This window comes from Streptomyces scabichelini (assembly GCF_011045015.1).
GTDB classification, from domain to species: Bacteria; Actinomycetota; Actinomycetes; order Streptomycetales; family Streptomycetaceae; genus Streptomyces; species Streptomyces scabichelini.
The window spans coordinates 31,633-52,952 of the sequence record NZ_JAAKZY010000015.1; the positions used below are offsets into that span (position 1 = coordinate 31,633).

The 21,320-nt window shown below is 69.2% G+C and carries 18 protein-coding genes; 5 read left to right on the forward strand and 13 right to left on the reverse strand.

Going from position 1 to position 21,320, the window contains the following annotated elements; genetic code table 11:
• Nucleotides 1-24: 24 nt before the first annotated feature.
• Genes tal through pgl form a run of 4 tightly spaced genes read left to right on the forward strand, consistent with a single transcriptional unit; the run spans nucleotide 25 to nucleotide 4,814 of the window.
• Nucleotides 25-1,143 carry a transaldolase gene (tal, locus tag G5C60_RS07210; RefSeq protein WP_165255838.1) on the forward strand — a complete coding sequence of 373 codons (1,119 nt, stop codon included), beginning with the start codon at nucleotides 25-27 and terminating at the stop codon, nucleotides 1,141-1,143.
• Nucleotides 1,144-1,147: 4 nt separating this feature from the next.
• A complete protein-coding gene (zwf, locus tag G5C60_RS07215; RefSeq protein WP_165255840.1) occupies nucleotides 1,148-2,686 on the forward strand; it encodes a glucose-6-phosphate dehydrogenase in 1,539 nt (512 codons plus the stop codon).
• A complete protein-coding gene (gene opcA, locus G5C60_RS07220; RefSeq protein WP_241266567.1) occupies nucleotides 2,683-4,032 on the forward strand; it encodes a glucose-6-phosphate dehydrogenase assembly protein OpcA in 1,350 nt (449 codons plus the stop codon). Before zwf ends, opcA begins: the two co-directional genes overlap by 4 nt.
• The gene (gene pgl / locus G5C60_RS07225; RefSeq protein WP_165255842.1) at nucleotides 4,029-4,814 is read left to right on the forward strand and encodes a 6-phosphogluconolactonase; all 786 of its coding nucleotides are present in this window, start codon (nucleotides 4,029-4,031) and stop codon (nucleotides 4,812-4,814) included. Before opcA ends, pgl begins: the two co-directional genes overlap by 4 nt.
• A 91-nt stretch (nucleotides 4,815-4,905) precedes the next feature.
• Here pgl and G5C60_RS51625 read toward each other — a convergent pair whose 3' ends face one another.
• From G5C60_RS51625 to G5C60_RS07290, 13 genes are all read right to left on the reverse strand, one after another.
• On the reverse strand, nucleotides 4,906-5,157 hold the full coding sequence (locus G5C60_RS51625; protein WP_338145724.1) for a DUF2087 domain-containing protein: 252 nt from the start codon (nucleotides 5,155-5,157) through the stop codon (nucleotides 4,906-4,908).
• Between the two features lie 350 nt (nucleotides 5,158-5,507).
• Nucleotides 5,508-7,160, reverse strand: a complete 1,653-nt coding sequence (gene pgi, locus G5C60_RS07235) for a glucose-6-phosphate isomerase (protein WP_165255846.1) — start codon at nucleotides 7,158-7,160, stop codon at nucleotides 5,508-5,510.
• 361 nt (nucleotides 7,161-7,521) lie between these two features.
• On the reverse strand, nucleotides 7,522-7,857 hold the full coding sequence (locus G5C60_RS07240) for an RNA polymerase-binding protein RbpA (protein ID WP_165255848.1): 336 nt from the start codon (nucleotides 7,855-7,857) through the stop codon (nucleotides 7,522-7,524).
• A 213-nt stretch (nucleotides 7,858-8,070) separates the two neighbouring features.
• Nucleotides 8,071-8,301: a preprotein translocase subunit SecG gene (gene secG, locus G5C60_RS07245; protein WP_004002137.1), complete on the reverse strand. Its 231-nt coding sequence runs from the start codon at nucleotides 8,299-8,301 to the stop codon at nucleotides 8,071-8,073.
• Between the two features lie 110 nt (nucleotides 8,302-8,411).
• Entirely contained in the window at nucleotides 8,412-9,188 is a 777-nt protein-coding gene (gene tpiA, locus G5C60_RS07250; protein ID WP_165255850.1) for a triose-phosphate isomerase, read from the reverse strand.
• Between the two features lie 5 nt (nucleotides 9,189-9,193).
• Nucleotides 9,194-10,405 (reverse strand): phosphoglycerate kinase, encoded by a 1,212-nt coding sequence (locus G5C60_RS07255; RefSeq protein WP_165255853.1) that lies wholly within the window; start codon nucleotides 10,403-10,405, stop codon nucleotides 9,194-9,196.
• Nucleotides 10,406-10,531: 126 nt separating this feature from the next.
• Nucleotides 10,532-11,542, reverse strand: coding sequence for a type I glyceraldehyde-3-phosphate dehydrogenase (gene gap / locus G5C60_RS07260; RefSeq protein WP_165255855.1), 1,011 nt, complete (start codon nucleotides 11,540-11,542; stop codon nucleotides 10,532-10,534).
• A gap of 227 nt (nucleotides 11,543-11,769) precedes the next feature.
• Nucleotides 11,770-14,724: a M14 family metallopeptidase gene (locus tag G5C60_RS07265; RefSeq protein WP_165255857.1), complete on the reverse strand. Its 2,955-nt coding sequence runs from the start codon at nucleotides 14,722-14,724 to the stop codon at nucleotides 11,770-11,772.
• 216 nt (nucleotides 14,725-14,940) lie between these two features.
• Nucleotides 14,941-15,930 (reverse strand): DNA-binding protein WhiA, encoded by a 990-nt coding sequence (gene whiA / locus G5C60_RS07270; protein WP_165255860.1) that lies wholly within the window; start codon nucleotides 15,928-15,930, stop codon nucleotides 14,941-14,943.
• Nucleotides 15,921-16,988, reverse strand: a complete 1,068-nt coding sequence (locus G5C60_RS07275) for a gluconeogenesis factor YvcK family protein (RefSeq protein WP_165255863.1) — start codon at nucleotides 16,986-16,988, stop codon at nucleotides 15,921-15,923. Before G5C60_RS07275 ends, whiA begins: the two co-directional genes overlap by 10 nt.
• Nucleotides 16,985-18,022: an RNase adapter RapZ gene (rapZ, locus tag G5C60_RS07280; protein WP_165255865.1), complete on the reverse strand. Its 1,038-nt coding sequence runs from the start codon at nucleotides 18,020-18,022 to the stop codon at nucleotides 16,985-16,987. The genes G5C60_RS07275 and rapZ overlap by 4 nt, the downstream gene beginning before the upstream one ends.
• Complete coding sequence (uvrC, locus tag G5C60_RS07285; protein WP_165255868.1) at nucleotides 18,019-20,073, reverse strand: excinuclease ABC subunit UvrC; 2,055 nt, start codon at nucleotides 20,071-20,073, stop codon at nucleotides 18,019-18,021. Before uvrC ends, rapZ begins: the two co-directional genes overlap by 4 nt.
• Nucleotides 20,074-20,194: 121 nt before the next feature.
• Nucleotides 20,195-20,866 carry a response regulator transcription factor gene (locus tag G5C60_RS07290; protein ID WP_165255871.1) on the reverse strand — a complete coding sequence of 224 codons (672 nt, stop codon included), beginning with the start codon at nucleotides 20,864-20,866 and terminating at the stop codon, nucleotides 20,195-20,197.
• Nucleotides 20,867-21,100: 234 nt separating this feature from the next.
• On the opposite strand from G5C60_RS07290, the gene G5C60_RS07295 reads away from it, so the two are divergent.
• Nucleotides 21,101-21,271, forward strand: coding sequence for a hypothetical protein (locus tag G5C60_RS07295; RefSeq protein WP_165255874.1), 171 nt, complete (start codon nucleotides 21,101-21,103; stop codon nucleotides 21,269-21,271).
• Nucleotides 21,272-21,320: the final 49 nt, after the last annotated feature.

The following is a 21,320-nucleotide window of genomic DNA, read 5'->3' on the forward strand; positions in this document are numbered from 1 at the left end:
CGACACATAGGAGATGCATTTTCCATGACAGACGCACTGAAGCGCCTCTCCGAAGAAGGCGTCGCGATCTGGCTGGACGACCTGTCGCGCAAGCGGATCACGTCCGGCAACCTCGCCGAACTGATCGACCAGCAGCACCTCGTGGGCGTCACCACCAACCCGACGATCTTCCAGAAGGCGATCAGTGGAGGCGACGGGTACGAGCAGCAGCTCTCCGACCTCGCCGCCCGCAAGGTCACCGTCGAGGAAGCAGTCCGCATGATCACGACGGCGGACGTCCGTGACGCCGCCGACGTCCTGCGTCCGGTCTTCGACGCCACCGGCGGCCAGGACGGCCGGGTCTCGATCGAGGTCGACCCTCGGCTGGCGCACAACACCAAGGCGACCGTCGCGGAGGCCAAGCAGCTCGCCTGGCTGGTGGACCGCCCGAACACGCTCATCAAGATCCCCGCCACCCGGGCGGGCCTGCCGGCGATCACCGAGACGATCGGTCTCGGCATCAGTGTGAACGTCACGCTGATCTTCTCGCTGGAGCGTTACCGCGAGGTCATGGACGCCTACCTGGCCGGCCTGGAGAAGGCCAAGGAGCGCGGCCTCGACCTGTCCACGATCCACTCCGTGGCCTCCTTCTTCGTGTCGCGGGTGGACACGGAGATCGACAAGCGCATCGACGCGCTGGGCACCGACGAGGCCAAGGCCGCGCGCGGCAAGGCGGCCGTCGCCAACGCGCGGCTCGCCTATGAGGCGTACGAGGAGGTCTTCTCCTCGACCCGCTGGCTGGAGCTGGACAAGGCGCAGGCCAACAAGCAGCGTCCGCTGTGGGCCTCGACCGGCGTCAAGGACAAGGCGTACAAGGACACGATGTACGTCGACGACCTGGTCGCGCCGAACACGGTGAACACCATGCCGGAGGCCACCCTGGAGGCCACCGAGGACCACGGCTCCATCACCGGCAACACCATCGCCGGTACGTACGAGCAGGCTCGCGCCGACCTCGACGCGCTCGAGAAGCTCGGGATCTCGTACGACGATGTGGTCCAGCTTCTGGAGGACGAGGGCGTCGAGAAGTTCGAGGCGTCCTGGAACGACCTGCTCAAGTCGACCGAGGCGGAGCTCAAGCGCCTCGCCCCCTCGGAGGGCTGAAATCTTGGCACCTTTTTCCGGCACCGGAGCGAATCCGCTTCGTGACGCCGCAGACCGACGGCTCCCGCGTATCGCGGGGCCGTCGGGCCTCGTCATTTTCGGCGTCACGGGCGATTTGTCCCGTAAGAAGCTGATGCCCGCTGTTTACGATCTCGCCAACCGCGGCCTGCTGCCACCGGGTTTCTCTCTCGTCGGCTTCGCCCGCCGCGAGTGGCAGGACGAGGACTTCACGCAGGAGGTCCACGACGCGGTCAAGGAACACGCCCGTACGCCCTTCCGTGAGGAGGTCTGGCAGCAGCTCATCCAGGGGATGCGCTTCGTGCCGGGCAACTTCGACGACGACGACGCCTTCGAGAACCTGAAGGCCACGATCGAGGACCTCGACAAGGCGCAGGGCACGGGCGGCAACTTCGCCTTCTATCTCTCCGTACCGCCGAAGTTCTTCCCCAAGGTCGTGCAGCAGCTGAAGAAGCACGGCCTGGCCGACCAGAAGGGCGGCTCCTGGCGGCGCGCGGTCATCGAGAAGCCGTTCGGCCACGATCTTGCCTCGGCCGAGGAGCTCAACACGACCGTCGAGGAGGTCTTCGCCCCTGACCAGGTCTTCCGTATCGACCACTATCTGGGCAAGGAGACCGTCCAGAACATCCTGGCGCTGCGCTTCGCGAACCAGATGTTCGAGCCGATCTGGACCCGTTCGTTCGTCGACCACGTACAGATCACGATGGCCGAGGACATCGGCATCGGCGGCCGCGCCGGCTACTACGACGGCATCGGCGCCGCCCGCGACGTCATCCAGAACCATCTGCTCCAACTGCTCGCGCTGACCGCGATGGAGGAGCCCGCCTCCTTCGACGCGGACGCGCTGGCCGCGGAGAAGACCAAGGTGCTGGGCGCGGTGAAGCTGCCCAAGGACCTCGGCCGCGACACGGTGTTCGCGCAGTACGCGGCGGGCTGGCAGGGCGGCGAGAAGGTCATCGGCTATCTCGAAGAAGACGGCATCGACCCGAAGTCGAAGACCGACACGTACGCGGCCGTCAAGCTGGAGGTGGACAACCGGCGTTGGGCGGGTGTCCCCTTCTACCTGCGCACGGGCAAGCGCCTCGGCCGTCGCGTCACGGAGATCGCGGTCGTCTTCCAGCGCGCCCCGCACTCCCCCTTCGACCACACGGCGACGGAGGAACTCGGCCAGAACGCGCTGGTCATCCGCGTCCAGCCGGACGAGGGCGTCACGGTCCGCTTTGGCTCCAAGGTGCCCGGCACCTCCATGGAGGTGCGGGACGTGTCGATGGACTTCGCGTACGGGGAGTCCTTCACGGAGTCCAGCCCGGAGGCGTACGAGCGGCTGATCCTCGATGTCCTGCTCGGCGACGCGAACCTCTTCCCGCGCACCGAGGAGGTCGAGCTGTCCTGGAAGATCCTCGACCCGATCGAGGAGTACTGGGACAAGCACGGCAGGCCCGCGCAGTACCCGTCGGGCACCTGGGGCCCGGCCGAGGCGGACGAGATGCTCGAACGAGATGGACGGAGCTGGCGCCGGCCATGAAAATCGACCTTACGGACACCACGGCCAGCAAGATCAACAAGGCGCTCGTGCAGGGCCGCAGGGCCATCGGCACACCCGCCGTCGGCATGGTCCTCACCCTCGTCATCGTCACCGACGAGGAGAACGCCTACGACGCGCTGAAGGCCGCCAGCGAGGCGTCCCGCGAGCATCCCTCGCGCACCCTCGTGGTCATCAAGCGCATCTCGCGCTCGCCCCGCGACCGCACGACCTCTCGGCTCGACGCCGAGGTGCGGGTCGGCGCGGACGCGGGCACCGGCGAGACGGTGATACTGCGGCTGTACGGCGAGGTGGTCGACCACGCTCAGTCGGTGGTCCTTCCCCTGCTGCTGCCGGACGCGCCCGTCGTCGCCTGGTGGCCGGTGAACGCGCCGCTCGACCCGGCCCAGGACCCACTGGGGGCCCTGGCACAGCGACGCGTCACGGACACGTACGCCGCCGAGCAGCCCGTACGGGAACTCGGCGCCCGCGCCGACGCCTACACCCCCGGCGACACGGACCTGTCGTGGACCCGCATCACGCCCTGGCGTTCGATGCTGGCCGCGGCCCTGGACCAGGTCACCTGCGAGGTCACCTCGGTCGAGGTGGAGGGCGAGGAGTTCAACCCGAGCTGCGAGCTGCTCGCCATGTGGCTCGCGGACCGGCTCGACGTACCGGTCAAGCGCTCGCTGTCCTCCGGGCCCGGTCTCACGTCCGTCCGGATGGACACGAACTGCGGTCCGATCGTCCTGGACCGGGCCAACGGTTCGCTGGCGACGCTGTCCATCCAGGGCCAGCCCGACCGGGCGGTGGCGCTGAACCGCCGCGACACGGCCGAGCTGATCGCGGAGGAACTGCGGCGCCTTGACCCGGACGACACGTATGCGTCGGCGCTGCGGTTCGGGGTGCATCGGCTGGGGGGTGCCAGGTCCGGTTACGCCGGTCCGTCGGCCGGTCCGGCCGGTTCGGTCGCGGGGAGTCCCGCGGGCGGGGCGTCGGAAGGTGGCGCTTCCGGGGACGGTGCCTCCGGGGCCGCGGCTTCCCAGGCGTCGGGCTCCCGGGCCGCGGCCTTCAGGGCCGGGGTCTCCGGAGCCGGGGGTTCCCGGGCCGAAGGTTCGCAGACGGAGACTTCCGAAGCGAGGGGCGCCGGGAACGGCGGTTCCGAGACGGAGGCTCCTGAGGCCGGCGGTGCGTCCACAGCGGCGGCGGCACCACCGGCCGAGGCGCCCGTCGAGGCCCCCGGAAACACCGGGAACGCCGGGAACGAGGCTCCCGGGAACGAGGCCGCCAAGGCTCCGGTCACCACTGCCACCCCTGCCACCCTGGCCAAGAGGGCGGCGGCCAAGTGAGTACGGCACCGCAGCTCGTCGTCCACCACGACAAGGAGCTGATGGCCCAGGCCGCCGCGGCCCGGCTGATCACGAAGATCGTGGACGCGCAGGCGTCCCGGGGCTATGCCTCGGTCGTGCTCACGGGCGGGCGCAACGGCAACGGCCTCCTCGCGGCCCTGAGTTCGGCCCCCGCGCGGGATGCCATCGACTGGGGCCGCCTGGACCTGTGGTGGGGTGACGAGCGGTTCCTGCCCGAGAGTGACCCGGACCGCAATGTCACCCAGGCCCGTGCGGCGCTCCTCGACTCGGTACCGCTGGATCCCAGCCGCGTGCACGCCATGCCCGCGTCGGACGGCCCGTACGGCAATAACGCCGACGCGGCAGCAGAGGCGTACGCCGCCGAACTGGCCAAGGCCTCGGGCCCCGAGAACCATGGCGCGGTCCCCACGTTCGACGTCCTCATGCTGGGCGTCGGCCCGGACACGCACGTGGCCTCGCTCTTCCCGGAGCTGCCGGCGGTCCGTGAGACGGAACGCACGGTGGTCGGCGTACACGGTGCGCCGAAACCCCCGCCGACCCGTATCTCCCTGACCCTGCCCGCGATCCGGTCGGCCCGTGAGGTCTGGCTGCTGGCCGCGGGCGAGGACAAGGCGAGGGCCGCGGCCATCGCCCTCTCGGGAGCGGGCGAGATCCAGGCCCCGGCGGCGGGCGCGTACGGACGCTCGCGCACACTGTGGCTGCTGGACGCGGCAGCGGCATCCCAACTGCCCCGCTCGCTGTATCCGCCGGCGTCACCCTGAACCCCGCGCCCCTGAAGGAGGCCGCAGGCCTTCCTTCAGGGGCGCGGGGAACTGCGCGACCAGCCACAACGAACCCGCAGCTTCAAACGGGTCATCCCAGCGGAGCGCTCACGCGTCGGTAGGCACTGCCATCTCGCTCACGCACGAGCAACCCACTCTCCACGCAGTAGCGACGCAGCGCCGACGTGTCGTCGTGCACGGTCCGGAACGCCTCGTTGACCTCACGCTCCGAGTAGCTGCGTTCGGTCTCGAAGAGCGTCCCGGTCAGATGGGTGAGCAGCTCACGGCGTACCGCGGGTCGAACCGGAATCGCTGTCAGCCGCCCTTGCGCGAAGAACCCCACAAGGCGGCGCGGGACACCGGGGTGCGCTTCCTCCGCGGACCGGACGCGTCGGAACACGGCGGGATCGGCCCGCAGGGACCCGTCCGGCGTCCGCTCGACGAGCCCCGTGGCGATCAGACGCCCGAGATGCTTGCGCACCAGGGCGGAATCCTGCTCGCGCGGGGGCAGTTGGTCCAGCACGATGCGGGCGTACAGCCTCTGGCGTTCGGGATCCGCGAGTGCGGCGAGCAGCTGGTCCATGACGTCCTCCCGGCGGGTGACAGCGCCGGAGCAGTGTCACCCGCCGGGCGGGAACCGCGCATCCGATTAACGGCCGCGGCCCCGAGCCGCCCCTGCCTGCGGCCCCTGGCTCAACGCCCGCGCAGCTCCCGGTACTTGGCCACGAGCGCCTTCGTCGACTCGTCAAGCCCCGGCACTTCGGCGCCTTCGGTCAGCGCGGGCTCGACTCGCTTGGCCAGCACCTTGCCCAGTTCGACGCCCCACTGGTCGAAGGAGTCGATGTTCCAGACGGCTCCCTGCACGAACACCTTGTGCTCGTAGAGGGCGATCAACTGGCCGAGCACCGACGGGGTCAGCTCGCGCGCGAGGATCGTGGTCGTCGGGTGGTTGCCCTTGAACGTCTTGTGCGGCACCAGTTCCTCGGGCGCGCCCTCGGCACGCACCTCGTCCGGCGTCTTCCCGAAGGCCAGGGCCTGCGTCTGCGCGAAGAAGTTGGCCATCAGCAGGTCGTGCTGGGCCACAAGCCCCGGCAGCAGGTCCGCGACCGGCTCGACGAACCCGATGAAGTCGGCCGGGATCAACTTCGTGCCCTGGTGGATCAGTTGGTAGTACGCGTGCTGCCCGTTGGTCCCCGGCGTGCCCCACACGACCGGCCCGGTCTGCCACTCCACGGGAACGCCGTCCCGGCCCACGTACTTGCCGTTGGACTCCATGTCCAACTGCTGCAAGTACGCCGTGAACTTGGACAGATAGTGCGAGTACGGCAGCACCGCATGCGACTGCGCGTCATGGAAGTTGCCGTACCAGATGCCCAACAGGCCGAGCAGCAGCGGCACATTGGACTCGGCGGGCGCGGTCCGGAAGTGCTCGTCGACCAGCCGGAAACCGTCCAGCATCTCCCGGAACCGGTCAGGACCGATCGCGATCATCAGCGACAGACCGATCGCGGAGTCGTACGAGTAGCGGCCGCCGACCCAGTCCCAGAACTCGAACATGTTGGCCGGGTCGATGCCGAAGTCCGACACCTTCTCGGTGTTCGTCGACAAGGCCACAAAGTGCTTGGCGACCGCATCCTGGTCGGCCTTCAGCTCGGTCAGCAGCCAGTTGCGCGCCGAGGTCGCGTTGGTGATCGTCTCGATGGTGGTGAAGGTCTTCGAGGCGATGATGAACAGCGTCTCGGCCGGGTCCAGGTCCCGTACCGCCTCGTGTAGATCGGCCCCGTCCACGTTCGACACGAAACGGACCGCCAGTTCGCGGTCGGTGAAGGCGCGCAGCGCCTCGTACGCCATCGCCGGGCCCAGGTCGGAACCGCCGATGCCGATGTTGACCACAGTGCGGATGCGCCGGCCGGTGTGGCCCGTCCACTCGCCGGAACGGACCTGTTCGGCGAAGGCGCTCATCTTGTCGAGCACCGCGTGCACTCCCGGCACGACGTTCTCACCGTCGACCTCGATCACCGCGTCGCGCGGCGCGCGCAGCGCGGTGTGCAGTACGGCGCGGTCCTCGGTCGTGTTGATCTTCTCGCCGCGGAACATGGCGTCGCGCAGTCCGAACACGTCGGTCGCGGCGGCCAGTTCACGCAGCAGCCGCAGCGTCTCGTCGGTGACCAGATGCTTGGAGTAGTCGACGTGCAGATCGCCGACCTGAAGCGTGTATCCGGCGCCGCGCCCCGGGTCCGCGGCGAACAGCTCGCGCAACTGCACCTCGCCGAGTTCCTCGCGGTGCTTGGTCAGAGCGGTCCACTCGGGCTTCTGATTGAGCCGGGTACGGCTATCTGCGTTCATCTCGGGCTTCAGCCTTCTCTCGTACTGTCCTGCTGCGTACCTTGCCCCGCTGCCGGTCCCAACTTAATTGATCAGGACTTGACGTGAGCTGTCGTCCCACCGTCGTCCGGCACAACAACAGATACGTCCGGCTTGAGCGCAGGTATCAGGGCGATGACAGTGAGCACGAAGAACGCAGCCACCGGCGGCGCGCAGCGGTGACCGACGCGGTCAGCAGCGGTTCGTCGGTGAGCGCGGCGGCGAGCACAGATAACGCGGGCGCCGCCCGGGCCCACGAAGCAGATCCGGCCGGACACCACTCGGTATCCGGCCATGGGGGTCCCCCTGCTCGAGCGAGACCGGGAGCCAGAGGGCTCAACTCCTAGATTTCGCCCCGCAGTTTGGCGAGCGCCTCAGCGAGGATCGCCTCGCCGTCCTCATCGCTGCGCCGCTCCCGTACGTACGCGAGGTGCGTCTTGTACGGCTCGGTGCGCGGCGGGTCCGGTGGGTTCTCCCGGTCCTGTCCAGCCGGAAAGCCGCAGCGCGGGCAGTCCCAGGTTTCGGGAACCTGCGCGTCGCTGGCGAAGCTCGGCTGCGTCTCGTGCCCGTTGGAGCACCAGAAGGAGATGCGCAGCCGCGGCGCGGACTCGCCACGCTCGGCCTCGCCCATCGGCCCCGCCCCGACCCGGCTTCCTCGGATCGCGTTGCCACTTGCCACGGTCGTAACTCCCTGCGTGATGGTGCCGCGAAGCGAGCCGGCGTGCCGCTTCGCTGCGAGCGCCTCAGTCTACGTAAGGCCCAACGCGCGTCCAGTGATTGGAGTTACACCCCACCCCGAGACGCAAGCCCCATGATAGGCCGCGCCTGCGGGCGCGTACCGGACATGGGGCCTTTGCGTGCGATGTGCTGTCGTACCGACGTCAGTCGCTGATCAGTTGGTGACCTTCATCAGGATGCCGAGCACGACAATGCACGCAAACCACAGCAGACCGACCACGACGGTGATGCGGTCGAGGTTGCGTTCGGCGACCGAGGAGCCGCCGACGGACGACTGCATGCCGCCACCGAACATGTCGGACAGGCCGCCGCCCTTCCCCTTGTGCATCAGCACCAGCAGCATCAACAGCAAGCTGAAGACGATCAGGGCGATCGAGAACCCCATAACCACGGCTGGACCAACTTCCTCGGACTTGTACGGACGACGGGGGCCGGAGCTTCACAAGAAGCCGCCCGGCCCCCGCAAGGGTACGACGTATCGCCGCTACCGCATACTTACTGGTCGCGGAACCGGACGATCTTGACGAACTCGTCGGCGTCCAGCGAAGCGCCGCCGACCAGCGCGCCGTCGATGTCGGGCTTCGCCATGATCTCGGCGACGTTCCCGGACTTCACGGAACCGCCGTACTGGATACGGACCTGGTCGGCCAGCTCCTGCGAGTACAGCTCGGCGAGCTTGCCACGGATCGCCGCGCAGACCTCCTGGGCGTCGTCGGCGCCGCAGACCTTGCCGGTGCCGATGGCCCAGACAGGCTCGTACGCGACCACGATGGACTCGACCTGCTCGGCCGGTACGTCCTTGAGGGCGCCCTCGACCTGGGCGAGCGTGTGCGTGACGTGGTTGCCCGCCTCGCGGACCTCCAGCTCCTCGCCCACGCACAGGATCGGCGTGAGGCCGTGCTTGAAGGCGGCCTTGACCTTGGCGTTGCAGAGCTCGTCGGTCTCGTTGTGGTACTGCCGGCGCTCGGAGTGGCCGATCGCCACGTACGTGCACTTCAGCTTGGCCAGCATCGAGCCGGAGATCTCGCCGGTGTAGGCGCCGGAGTCGTGCGCCGAGATGTCCTGGGCGCCGTACTTGATCTTGAGTTTGTCGCCGTCGACCAGCGTCTGCACGGAGCGCAGGTCGGTGAAGGGCGGCAGGACGGCGACCTCGACGGCCTCGTAGTCCTTGTCGGCCAGGGCGAAGGCGAGCTTCTGGACGTGCGCGATGGCCTCGAGGTGGTTGAGGTTCATCTTCCAGTTGCCCGCCATCAGCGGCGTGCGCGCGGTCATGTGGGTCAGTCCTCCAGTGCGGCGAGGCCGGGGAGCGTCTTGCCCTCGAGGTATTCGAGGGAGGCGCCGCCGCCGGTCGAAATGTGGCCGAATGCCGTCTCGTCGAAGCCCAGGATGCGGACGGCCGCGGCGGAGTCGCCGCCGCCGACGACCGTGAAGGCCGGGGAGTCGAGAAGGGCCTGGGCGACCGACTTGGTGCCCTCGGCGTAGTCGGGGTGCTCGAAGACGCCCATGGGACCGTTCCAGAAGACGGTGGCGGCGTCGGCGAGCTTCGAGGCGTACAGCTTGCGGGACTCAGGGCCGATGTCGAGGCCCATCTGGTCGGCCGGGATGGCGTCCGCGGCGACGGTGGTGGGATTGGCCGGCGCCTTGGTCTTCAGGTCCGGGAACTCGGACCCGACCAGCGCGTCGACGGGCAGGACCAGCTCGACACCAGACTTCTCGGCGCGCTCGATGTACTCGATGACGACCGGGATCTGGTCCTCCTGGAGGAGAGAGCTGCCGATCTCGTACCCCTTGGCCTTGAGGAAGGTGTACGCCATGCCGCCGCCGATCAGCAGCCGGTCGGCCTTGCCCAGGAGCTGGTCGATGACGGCGAGCTTGTCGGAGACCTTGGCGCCGCCGAGCGCGACGACATAGGGGCGCTTGACGTCCTCGGTGAGCTTCTTCAGGACGCCGACTTCGGTGGCGATGAGGTGGCCGGCGTAGTGCGGAAGGCGTGCCGGAAGGTCGTACACGGAGGCGTGCTTGCGGTGCACCGCGCCGAAACCGTCGCCTACGTAGGCATCGGCCAGGGCCGCCAGCTGGTCCGCGAACTCGCCGCGCTCGGTGTCGTCCTTCGACGTCTCACCGGCGTTGAAGCGCAGGTTCTCGATGACCGCGACCTGGCCGGGCTGCAGGCCGTTCACGGCGTCGTGGGCGGCGGGGCCGACGGTGTCCTGGGCGAACGCGACGGGCGCGCCGAGGAGTTCACCGAGCCGTTCGGCGGCGGGCAGCAGCGAGAACACCGGGTCCGGGGCGCCCTTGGGGCGGCCCAGGTGCGAGGCGACGACCACCTTGGCGCCCGCCTCCGCGAGGGCCCTGACGGTGGGCAGCACGGCGCGGATGCGGCCGTCGTCGGTGATGCGGCCGTCGGCCAGCGGCACGTTCAGGTCGGCGCGCACGAAGACCCGCTTGCCGTCCACGCCTTCGGAGAGGAGTTCGTCGATCGTCTTCATAAAGGGACTCCTGGAGAGCTCTGTTGTCCTGGAGGGCTGATCGATCAGCACGTGACACAGGGCTCGGGCAGCACTTCTTTGCGCTGCCCGAGCCCTGTGCTCACATCGAGGTGCCTGCTCTGGGACTCAGAGCTGGCCGCCGACGAAGACCGTGAGGTCCACGAGGCGGTTGGAGTAGCCCCACTCGTTGTCGTACCAGCCGAGGATCTTCACCGACTTGCCCTCCTGGACCATGGTCAGGGAGGCGTCGAAGGTGCAGGAGGCCGGGTCGCCGACGATGTCCGAGGAGACGATCTCGTCCTCGGTGTAGAAGAGGTAGCCCTTGAGGTCGCCGCCGTCCGCGGCCTTCTTGAACGCGGCGTTGACCTCGTCCTTGGTGACCTCGCGCTGGAGCTCCACGACCAGGTCGGTGGCCGAGCCCGTCGGGACCGGGACGCGCATCGCGATGCCGTCGAGCTTGCCCTTGAGCTGCGGGAGGACCAGGGCGGTGGCCTTCGCGGCGCCGGTGGTGGTCGGAATGATGTTCTCGGCGGCGGCGCGGGCGCGGCGCAGGTCCTTGTGCGGGAAGTCAAGGATGCGCTGGTCGTTCGTGTACGCGTGCACCGTCGTCATCAGGCCCTTGACGATGCCGAAGTTCTCGTCGAGAACCTTGGCCATCGGCGCCACACAGTTGGTGGTGCAGGAGGCGTTCGAGATGACGTGGTGGTTCGCCGCGTCGTACTTGTCCTGGTTGACGCCCATCACGATGGTGATGTCCTCGTCCTTGGCCGGAGCCGAGATGAGGACCTTCTTGGCGCCGCCGGCGATGTGCTTCTCGGCGTCGGCCTTCTTCGTGAAGATGCCGGTCGACTCGATGACGATGTCGACGCCCAGCTCGCCCCAGGGGATGTCGGCGGGGTTACGCTCGGAGAGGACCTTGATCGTCTTGCCGTCGACGGTGATGGTGTCCTCGGTGTGGGACACCTCGGCCTTCAGACGGCCGAGGATGGTGTCGTACTTCAGCAAGTGGGCCGTGGTCGCGGTGTCACCCAGGTCGTTGACAGCCACGATCTCGATGTCTGCACCCTGCTCCAGCAGCGCGCGGAAGTAGTTACGACCGATGCGGCCAAAGCCGTTGATGCCTACGCGGATCGTCACGAACCGATCTCCTCGTTGGTACGCCGGCTTTCGACGCCGGCGAGTTGTATGGGATGTCCCCGACCGCCTACGACCCTACCTCCCTGAGGCCCACGGAGTGACATCGAGAGGGCCCATACACGGCACGGCGGTCCGTACCCACCAGTAGGGGTACGGACCGCCCGGGCACCGAGGCCCGAAGAGAGGACTGACTTCGTATTGTCAGCCCTTCCTGTCAGCCGTTCCTGTCAGCCCTTCAGTGCTGCCAGCGCCTTGCCGAGCAGAGCCGTGCGGTCGGCCGCCGCGGTGACGTGCTCCAGGCCGAAGCCGAGCAGCACGGTGTCACGCGTGGTGACCGCTGCGTACGTCTTGAAGAGCTCGCCGGTACGTCCCCAGTCCCGGGCGACCGCGGGGCTGCCCGCGGGCGGACCGGGCACGTTCCAGGCCCCGAGCGACGACTCGAAGCCCTCGGTCTCGCCTGCCGTGCCGCCGATCACTACGGAGGCGTTGTCGGCGAGGACGCCACGGCCTGCGGCGGAGCCGTCGCTGATATAGCTCAACGAGATCTCCACCGCCTTTCCGGCGTACGCGGAGAGATCGAAGTTGACCTCCTGCCAGCCCTCGGAGTTCCCGGTGAGGCTGTTCCAGGAACCGCTCGTGCCGGTCGGCGTGCAGCCGGCCGGGCCCCGGGTCAGATAGCGCTTGAGGGCGGGGTGCTGCTGGATGAAGTACCCGGCCTCGCACTCGGCGGGCACCGCGGTGCTGGTGGCGCCGCCCTTCTCCGGGAGTGTGGTCCAGTCGTCGGCCCCGGCCGTGTGCGCTTCGAGCACCGCGTGGTCGTAGCCCGGCTCGGTCTCCCACAGGAGCCGCGTGCGCAGGGCGGGCGCGTCCGCCGCGCTCACTCCGGTGAGGTCGATGGTGCGGGTCAGGCGGTTCCAGGCCAGGTCGGAGTGGGTGACGGCCGCCATGTACGCGCCTTCGTAGGGGCCGTACGGGTTGACGCTCCCGGGGTACTGGCCCGCTCCCGCACTCGCGAACTGCGGGTACTTGTCCGCGGGCAGGGTGTCGGAGGTGACGGCGTACGCTCCGGCCGCGTTCAGCGGATTGCCGGGCGCGTCACCGAGCGCGCCGGCGGCGCCCGTCAGCTTTCCGGAACCGTCGAACGCCTTGGCGCCCGGAGTCGTCGTGCGCGAGAAGGCGCCGAGGTAGTACTGGCTGAAGTCGTTCGTCGTGGCGCCCGGCAGGGCGACGGTTCCGCCCGCCTGCTCGCCCGCCTCGACCAGCTTGCCGCCCTCGTTGAGGTAGGCACGCAGCTGCAGCTGAGTGGCGGAGCCGGGGCGGTCGGCGCCCGTGTAGTGGACGACCGTCCTGAAGTGGCCGAGGACCCCGAGCGCGTCCGGTGCGCCCTGTGTGGCGACGTCCCAGACCAGCGGCTTGCGGCCGTTGGCCTTCAAGGCGTCGACGTAGGTCTGGGCCTGGGTGGCGGCGGCGCCCTCCTCGGCGACCACCAGCGTGTCGGCGCGCGGCCGTTCGGCGACCGTGTACGTGAAGTGCTCGCTGGAGGTGGGCTTTCCCCTCCGGGTCTCGCCGGTGAACCAGACCTCGACCTTGTCGCCCGGCTCGCCGTCCTGGACCTGCGCCCGGTACTCGTCGAAGTGGAGGTTGTCCTCGCCTCCGAAGGTCTCGCCGCCGTCCCAGGCCTTGAGTGCCTGGTCGTGCGTACGGCCGCCGTTGACGCGGTACTTGAGCTCCTTGTCGCGTACGGACTTGCGGGCGACGACGGAGATCTCCTGGTCGGCGCCGCGCGAGTACGACGTCGTGAAGGTGGCCGGGGTGAAGTCCGGGGCGTCGATGCCGACCGGGGACTTGGGCTGGTCGGGCCGGGCGGCGGCCTCGCCTACGGAGAGCGCGAACGGGATGTTCTTCTCGAACTCCTGCCGGATCAGCTTCTCGTCGTCCGGGAAGGTGAAGATCGACTCGCAGTCCGCCGCGTTCCAGGCGTCGTTCGGGTCGACGTTCGACGCGGTCTGGCAGGTCGACATCTCGGGGGTGAACATCGAGAGGCCGTTGACGTTGGACGCGTGACCGTCAGCCTCGCCGTTGGTCGTGTAGAGCTCGGAGGAGACCTGCGGGCGGTAGCCGGGGATCGCCGGCTTCTCGGGCGTTCCGGCGAGGGACTTGTAGACCACGTCGTCGGGGCTCGGCGTCGCCACCTGCCAGCCGACTCCGTAGAGGATCAGTTCGGCGGCGGAGTGGTAGTTGATGCCGTACTCGAAGCCGATGCGCTTCTGGAACGAGTCCAGGGCCTTGGTCTCGGGCTCGGAGCCCGGGCTCGCGCCGCGGTAGGTCTGGCTCGTGGGGTACGGGGACGAACCCTCGTTGTCATAGCCCCACTTGTAGGCGAAGTTGCGGTTGAGGTCGACGCCGTCGCCGGTGGTCCAGGCGCCGTCGCCGTTGACGTCCCGCATGTTCTTGCGCCACTGACGGTCGCCCTCGGGCTTGAACGTCCAGTCGTAGCCGTCGGGGTTGGCGGAGAGGACGAACCACAGCTCGGTGGAGTCCACGAGCTTGGTGATCCGCTGGTCCTTGCCGTAGTTGTCGAGGTAGTGGTGCATCAGGCGCCGGTTCATCTCCGGCGTGATCCACTCACGGGCGTGCTGGTTGGACATGTACAGCACGGAGGGCTTGGCGCCGTCCTTGGTCTTCTTGGCGCCCTTGGTGAGCTTGAGGGCCAGGATGTCCTGTCCCTGGACGGACTTGCCGATGGAGACGACCTTGGTGAGGGACGGATGCTTCTGCCCCGTCCTGACGATCTCCTCCTTGAGGTTGCCCTTTCCGCTGTACGGCCGGTAGACACCGTCCCCCGCGGCCGCCACACGCGCGCGTGCCTTGGCCGAGAGCTTGTGCTCGGTGAGGTCGACGCCCTTCTTCTCCAGTTGCCCGGCCTGCTTGTCGGTGAGGTACACCTCGACCGTGGCCGTGCCCTTCTCGGGTGCCTGCTCCCCCAGTTCGTGTCCGTCCTGGCCGGCCGCGAGAAGCAGGGGTAACTGTTCCTTCGTGACGTCGGCACGGAAGATCTTGACCTCGTCCGCGCCCGGGTCGGGTTGCGCACTGGCGTCGTCCGCCTGCGCCATGGGCGCCAGCCCCGCCCCGCCCAGCAACAGCGCACCGACAGCGAGGATCGATCTCGCTCTTCGTCTCATGAGCCCCCCTTGCAGTAGTTCGCCACAGCAGCGAACAGGTGCCAGGCTCATGACACTTCAGGGTCGAGTCAAGAGCGCCTTAAGGCCAGACAAGAGGGCTCAAAGGCAGACGAACGCCGGTGCCGACGATCCCATGTGGGCGTCAGCACCGGCGCTTTGAGTCAAAGGATCCCATTGGTCCCGTTGGTCCCGTACGGCCATATCGGCCCGCGGGAGTCAGCCCACGAGGTTGTCGGCCAGTTCCTCGGAGAGGGTGGACTCCGTCCCCGGGATGCCCAGGTCCTGGGCCTTCTTGTCGGCCATGGCGAGCAGTCTGCGGATACGGCCGGCGACGGCGTCCTTGGTCAGCGGCGGGTCGGCGAGCGCGCCCAACTCCTCCAGGGAGGCCTGCTTGTGCTCCATGCGCAGCCGTCCGGCAGCGGCGAGGTGCTCCGGGACCTCGTCGCCGAGGATCTCCAGAGCGCGCTGTACGCGGGCTCCCGCGGCGACGGCGGCGCGGGCCGAGCGGCGCAGATTGGCGTCGTCGAAGTTGGCGAGGCGGTTGGCGGTGGCGCGCACTTCGCGCCGCATGCGCCGCTCCTCCCAGGCGAGCACGGACTCGTGGGCGCCGAGGCGGGTCAGCAGGGCGCCGATCGCGTCACCGTCGCGGACGACGACCCGGTCGACGCCGCGCACCTCGCGGGCCTTGCTGGCGATCTGGAGTCTGCGGGCCGCGCCGACCAGCGCGAGCGCCGCCTCGGGGCCGGGGCAGGTCACCTCCAGGGAGGACGACCGGCCCGGTTCGGTCAGCGAGCCGTGCGCCAGGAACGCTCCGCGCCAGGCGGCCTCGGCGTCGCAGGTGGCCCCCGAGACCACCTGCGGAGGCAGCCCCCGGATCGGACGTCCACGGCCGTCGACGAGCCCCGTCTGGCGGGCCAGCTGGTCGCCGCCCGCGACGACGCGGACGACATAGCGCGAGCCGCGGCGCAGGCCGCCGGGAGCCATCACGATCAGCTCGGAGCTGTGGCCGAAGATCTCCAGGATGTCCCGTTTGAGGCGGCGCGCCGCCATCGCGGTGTCCAGCTCCGCCTCGATCACGATTCGGCCGCTCACCAGGTGGAGGCCGCCGGCGAACCGCAGGATGGCGGATACCTCCGCCTTTCTGCAGCAGGTCCGGGTGACGGGGAGCCGGGAGATCTCGTCCTTCACCGCTGCCGTCATCGCCATGGGCCGATCCTTCCATGCATCCGAAAAATACGGTCGTACGCGGCGGCCAACAGCTCCGGGTCGTGCCTTGGAGACCCATCGGTCCGGGCCACCGGCGCCAGCTCGACCGCGGCCCCGAACCGCTGGGCGGCTTCGGTGAGTAAATCGCGGTCGGGCACGGCGGCCTCGTCGGCCAGTACCACGTCCAGGGCGAGTTTAGGGGCGTGTCGTCCCAAAACCTCCAAATGACGCTGCGGGGAGAAGCCTTCGGTTTCTCCGGGCTGCGGGGCGAGGTTCAGGGAGAGCACCCGGCGCGCCTTCGTCTCGGTGAGGGCGTCGAGCAGCTCGGGCACGAGCAGGTGCGGGATCACCGAGGAGAACCAGGAGCCGGGGCCGAGGACCACCCAGTCCGCGTCGAGGACCGCCGCGACGGCCTCGGGGACGGCGGGCGGGTCGTGCGGCACGAGGTGCACGGACTGCACCTCGCCGGTTGTGAGGGCGACGGTGGCCTGGCCGCGTACCGTTTCGATGTCGTCGGGCCGCTCCGCGTCGTGCCCCTTGACCAGGGCCTGGAGCTCCAGGGGTACGGCGGACATGGGCAGCACGCGCCCCTGGGCGCCCAGGAGCTTGCCGACCAGGTCAAGGGCCTGGACATGATCGCCGAGCTGCTCCCAGAGGGCGACGATCAGCAGGTTGCCGACCGCGTGTTCGTGCAGGTCGCCCTGGGACTGGAAGCGGTGCTGGATGACACGGGCCCAGGTCTGGCCCCAGTCGTCGTCGCCGCACAGGGCCGCGAGGGCCTTGCGCAGATCGCCGGGCGGGAGCACGCCCAGCTCGTCCCGGAGGCGGCCGCTGGAGCCGCCGTCGTCGGCGACCGTGACGACCGCGGTGAGGTCGCCGGTGATGCGGCGCAGGGCGGCGAGCGAGGCGGACAGGCCCATGCCGCCGCCGAGCGCGACGACCTTGGGCTGCGCGCCGCGGCGGCGCGGCTTGCCCCCGCGCGCCTCGGAGGGCTTGCCGCCGCGGCCTTCGGGACCGATCCGGCGCAGCCTGCTCAGCCGCAGAGTACGACCCGTCATTCGCGGCCCATGTCCCGGTGGACGACGACCGTCTCCACTCCCTCGGACACCAGGCGGGCGGCGAGCTTCTCCGACATCGCGACGGAGCGGTGCTTGCCGCCGGTGCAGCCGACGGCGATCGTCACGTAACGCTTGCCCTCGCGGCGGTAGCCGGCCTGCACGAGGCGCAGCAGCTCGGCGTACCGGTCGAGGAACTCCTTGGCGCCGGGCTGGTTGAAGACGTACGCCGCGACCTCCTCGTTGAGGCCGGTGTACTGGCGCAGCTCAGGGACCCAGTGCGGGTTGGGCAGGAAGCGCATGTCCACGACCAGGTCGGCGTCGACCGGCAGGCCGTACTTGAAGCCGAAGGACATGACCGTGGCCCGCAGCTCGGGCTCCTCCTCGCCGGCGAACTGGGCGTCCATCTTGGCGCGCAGCTCGTGCACGTTCAGGCTGGAGGTGTCGATCACCAGGTCGGCGTCGCCGCGCAGCTCGCGCAGCAGCTCACGCTCGGCGGCGATGCCGTCGACGATGCGGCCGTCGCCCTGGAGGGGGTGCGGACGGCGTACGGATTCGAAGCGGCGCACCAGGGCGTCGTCGGAGGACTCCAGGAAGACGATCCGCCGGGTGACGTGCTTGGCCTCCAGGTCGGCGAGGGATTCGCGGAGGTTGTCGAAGAAACGGCGGCCCCGTACGTCGACGACGACCGCGATCCTGGCGACGTTGCCCTGGGAGCGGGCGCCGAGCTCCACCATGGTGGGGATCAGCGCGGGCGGCAGGTTGTCGACGACGAACCAGCCGAGGTCCTCCAGACACTTGGCTGCGGTGGACCGGCCCGCGCCGGACATGCCGGAGATGATCACCAGCTCGGGGATGGCCGCCTCGGGGACCCCGGCTGTTTCGATGCCCGTACTCACCTGTTCTCCGTCTTGCTGACCTGCTTCGGGCAGCGAGTGCTCTGCGCTCGCTTCCTTCTGCGGTTTCTCGTGTTCCGCCGTGTGCTCTGTTACCTGTTCCGCTGTGCGCTCTGTGTCGTGCGCGTCCTGCTCGTTCATGGCTCCTGCCCCCGTCGCTCGTCCGAGGCGCCCGCGGATACGGGCTCCCCCGCGGAACCCGCCGTCGTTTCGGGTCCTGCGTCTGCTACCTGTTCCTCGTCTTCAATGATCTCTCCAGTCGCCGTGTTCACGGCGGGGGCGGCCGGGGTCGCCTGGGCAAGGGCCACGGCGATCACCTCGGCCGTCTTGCGGCCTATGCCGGGAACCTCGCAGATCTGCTCGATCGTCGCGGACCGAAGCTTCTTCAGCGAACCGAAATGCTTGATCAGCGCCTGTTTGCGCGTCTCGCCGAGGCCCGGCACGTCGTCCAGCGGGCTCGCCTTGAAGCGCCTGGCCCGCTTCGTGCGCTGGTAGGTGATCGCGAAGCGGTGCGCCTCGTCGCGTACACGCTGAAGAAGATAGAGCCCCTCGCTGGTGCGCGGGAGCACCACCGGGTCGTCGTCGCCGGGCAGCCAGACCTCTTCGAGGCGTTTGGCGAGACCGCAGACGACGATGTCGTCGATGCCGAGCTCGTCGAGGGCCTTCTGGGCGGCCGCGACCTGCGGCTGCCCGCCGTCGACGACGACGAGCTGCGGCGGGTACGCGAACCGCTTGGGCCGCCCGTCGTCCTCGGTGAGCGTGTTCTCCCCGTCCGCCCACTCGCCGGTCTTCTCCTTCTCGGCGAGGTAGCGCTTGAAGCGGCGGGTGATCACCTCGTGCATGGAGCGGACGTCGTCCTGGCCCGCGAAGCCCTTGATCTGGAAGCGGCGGTACTCGCTCTTGCGCTGAAGGCCGTCCTCGAAGACCACCATGGAGGCCACGACGTCGTCTCCCTGGAGATGCGAGATGTCGTAGCACTCGATCCGCAGGGGCGCGCTGTCCAGGTCGAGGGCCTCGGCGATCTCCTCCAGGGCGCGCGAGCGGGTGGTCAGGTCGGAGGCGCGCTTCGTCTTGTGCAGCCCGAGCGCCTGGAGCGCGTTGCGCTGCACGGTCTCCATGAGGGCCTTCTTGTCGCCGCGCTGCGGGATGCGCAGCGAGACATTGGACCCCCGGCGCGTGGTGAGCCACTCCTGCACGGGCTCCACCGGGTCGGGCAGCGCCGGGACGAGCACCTCCTTGGGTACGGAGTCGCCGGTCTCCTCGCCGTACAGCTGCTGGAGGGCGTGCTCGACGAGATCGCCGGTGGTGACGGCCTCCACCTTGTCCGTCACCCAGCCGCGCTGACCGCGCACGCGTCCGCCCCGTACGTGGAAGATCTGCACGGCGGCTTCCAGCTCGTCCTCGGCGACCGCCATCAGGTCGGCGTCCGTCGCGTCGGCCAGCACGACCGCGTTCTTCTCCATGGCCTTCTTGAGGGCCCCTATGTCGTCGCGGAGGCGGGCCGCCCGCTCGTACTCCATCTCCTCGGCCGCGTCCGTCATCTGCCGTTCCAGACGACGGATGTACGTCCCCGTGCGGCCGGCCATGAAGTCGCAGAACTCCTCGGCGAGTTCGCGATGGTCCTCGGCGGAGACCCGCTCGACGCAGGGGGCCGAGCACTTGCCGATGTAGCCGAGCAGGCAGGGACGGCCGGTGCGCTCGGCGTTCTTGAAGACGCCGGCGGAGCAGGTGCGGACGGGGAAGACGCGCAGCAGGAGGTCCACGGTGTCGCGGATCGCCCACGCGTGCCCGTACGGGCCGAAGTACCGCACGCCCTTGCGCTTCTGGCCGCGCATCACCTGCACGCGCGGGAACCGCTCGTTCATCGTGACCGCGAGGTACGGGTAGCTCTTGTCGTCGCGGTACTTGACGTTGAACCGGGGGTCGTACTCCTTGATCCAGGAGTACTCCAGCTGCAGCGCCTCGACCTCCGTGGACACCACCGTCCACTCCACCGACGCGGCCGTCGTGACCATGGTGCGCGTACGCGGATGGAGGCCTGCCAGGTCCTGGAAGTAGCTGGCCAGGCGCTGGCGCAGGCTCTTCGCCTTTCCTACGTAGATCACCCGGCGGTGCTCGTCGCGGAACTTGTAGACCCCCGGCGAGTCGGGGATCTGCCCCGGCTTGGGGCGGTAGCTGGAGGGGTCGGCCATGTCTCACACCCTACTGGCGAGGTGTGACAGCGCGGCGGCCCTGTGGACGGAGCCGCAGTGCCCCCTGTGGATGGGCACGCTGTGGCTCTGTGGACGGGAACGTTGTGGCCCCTGAACGGGGTCAGCGCGACTCCAGAAACGTGAGGACGGCGAGGACGCGACGGTGGTCGTCGGCAGCCTCCGGCAGGCGCAGTTTGCCCAGGATGCTTCGGACGTGCTTCTCGACGGTGCCCTCGGTCACCCACAGCCGGCGGCCGATGCCGGCGTTGGAGCGGCCCTCCGCCATGAGGGCCAGGACCTCGCGCTCCCGGGCACTGAGGACGGCCAGGGGATCGTCCCGGCGCTGGGCTGTGACCAGTTCCCGCACCAGGGAGGGATCGACGACCGAGCCGCCCTTGCTGATCCGGTCCAGGGCCTCGATGAACTCGTCCACGACCGTGACCCGGCTCTTGAGGAGATAGCCGATCCGGCGACCGCCGGCCAGCAACTCCAGGGCGTCCTCGACCTCCACGAACGCGGACAGGACGAGGATGCCGAGCGAGGGGTGGCGCTCACGGATCGTGCGGGCCGCCTTCAGGCCCTCGGTGGAGTGGTTCGGGGGCATCCTTATGTCGACGATGACCAGATCCGGACGGCGTTCCTCGACCAGCTCGAGGAGCCGGCCCGCGTCGCCCGCCTGGCCCGCCACCTCGTATCCGAGTCGTTCGCAGAGGCTGGCCAGACCCTCCCTGAGCAGGACGTCGTCGTCCGCGAGGACGACCCTCCCGCGCGCGGGCCGCTGTGCTGCGTCCATGGTCGCTCCCCCGTCCGCTTGCCCGACCGGTGTGGTGCGCCTCCAACAGCCTGCCTGACATGGCCACTTACGGCTAGCAGGAAGGACACGATGGCGGCGGACCGGAAACCCCCTTTGGGGGCTGGCCCTGACGACACGGGGGCCGCGCGGGGCCGATGCTCGTACCAGTGCAGATGCGGTGGACCGGCCGGCCCGGGCGAGGGGCGGCGATCGACGGACGAAGGGCTGCGGGCGATGCGACGGATGCGGATCGAGAAACCACGGCGGTCGGTCCGCGTCCGCGCATACGCGGACGAGGAGCGGTACGGCGACGGTGTGCTGTCCGGCCTCGATCCGCGGGACCTCGACGTCGTACGCGCCAAGCGCCTCCAGTCGGCACGACACGGCGGGACTCCCCGCCCCTGAAGCCGGACGGTTGCCTCACCGTCCGCACAGACCGCCCGGAGCGTACGCA

Coding starts and splice junctions, on each gene's coding strand:
- G5C60_RS07290 (WP_165255871.1), bottom strand. CDS start 20,866: ATGGACGCAGCACAGCGGCCCGCGCGCGGGAGGGTCGTCCTCGCGGAC.
- rapZ (WP_165255865.1), bottom strand. CDS start 18,022: ATGAACGAGCAGGACGCGCACGACACAGAGCGCACAGCGGAACAGGTA.
- G5C60_RS07295 (WP_165255874.1), top strand. CDS start 21,101: ATGCGACGGATGCGGATCGAGAAACCACGGCGGTCGGTCCGCGTCCGC.
- G5C60_RS07275 (WP_165255863.1), bottom strand. CDS start 16,988: ATGACGGGTCGTACTCTGCGGCTGAGCAGGCTGCGCCGGATCGGTCCC.
- opcA (WP_241266567.1), top strand. CDS start 2,683: ATGAAAATCGACCTTACGGACACCACGGCCAGCAAGATCAACAAGGCG.
- tpiA (WP_165255850.1), bottom strand. CDS start 9,188: ATGACCGCGCGCACGCCGCTGATGGCGGGCAACTGGAAGATGAACCTC.
- uvrC (WP_165255868.1), bottom strand. CDS start 20,073: ATGGCCGACCCCTCCAGCTACCGCCCCAAGCCGGGGCAGATCCCCGAC.
- tal (WP_165255838.1), top strand. CDS start 25: ATGACAGACGCACTGAAGCGCCTCTCCGAAGAAGGCGTCGCGATCTGG.
- G5C60_RS07265 (WP_165255857.1), bottom strand. CDS start 14,724: ATGAGACGAAGAGCGAGATCGATCCTCGCTGTCGGTGCGCTGTTGCTG.
- whiA (WP_165255860.1), bottom strand. CDS start 15,930: ATGGCGATGACGGCAGCGGTGAAGGACGAGATCTCCCGGCTCCCCGTC.
- G5C60_RS07255 (WP_165255853.1), bottom strand. CDS start 10,405: ATGAAGACGATCGACGAACTCCTCTCCGAAGGCGTGGACGGCAAGCGG.
- pgi (WP_165255846.1), bottom strand. CDS start 7,160: ATGAACGCAGATAGCCGTACCCGGCTCAATCAGAAGCCCGAGTGGACC.
- secG (WP_004002137.1), bottom strand. CDS start 8,301: ATGGGGTTCTCGATCGCCCTGATCGTCTTCAGCTTGCTGTTGATGCTG.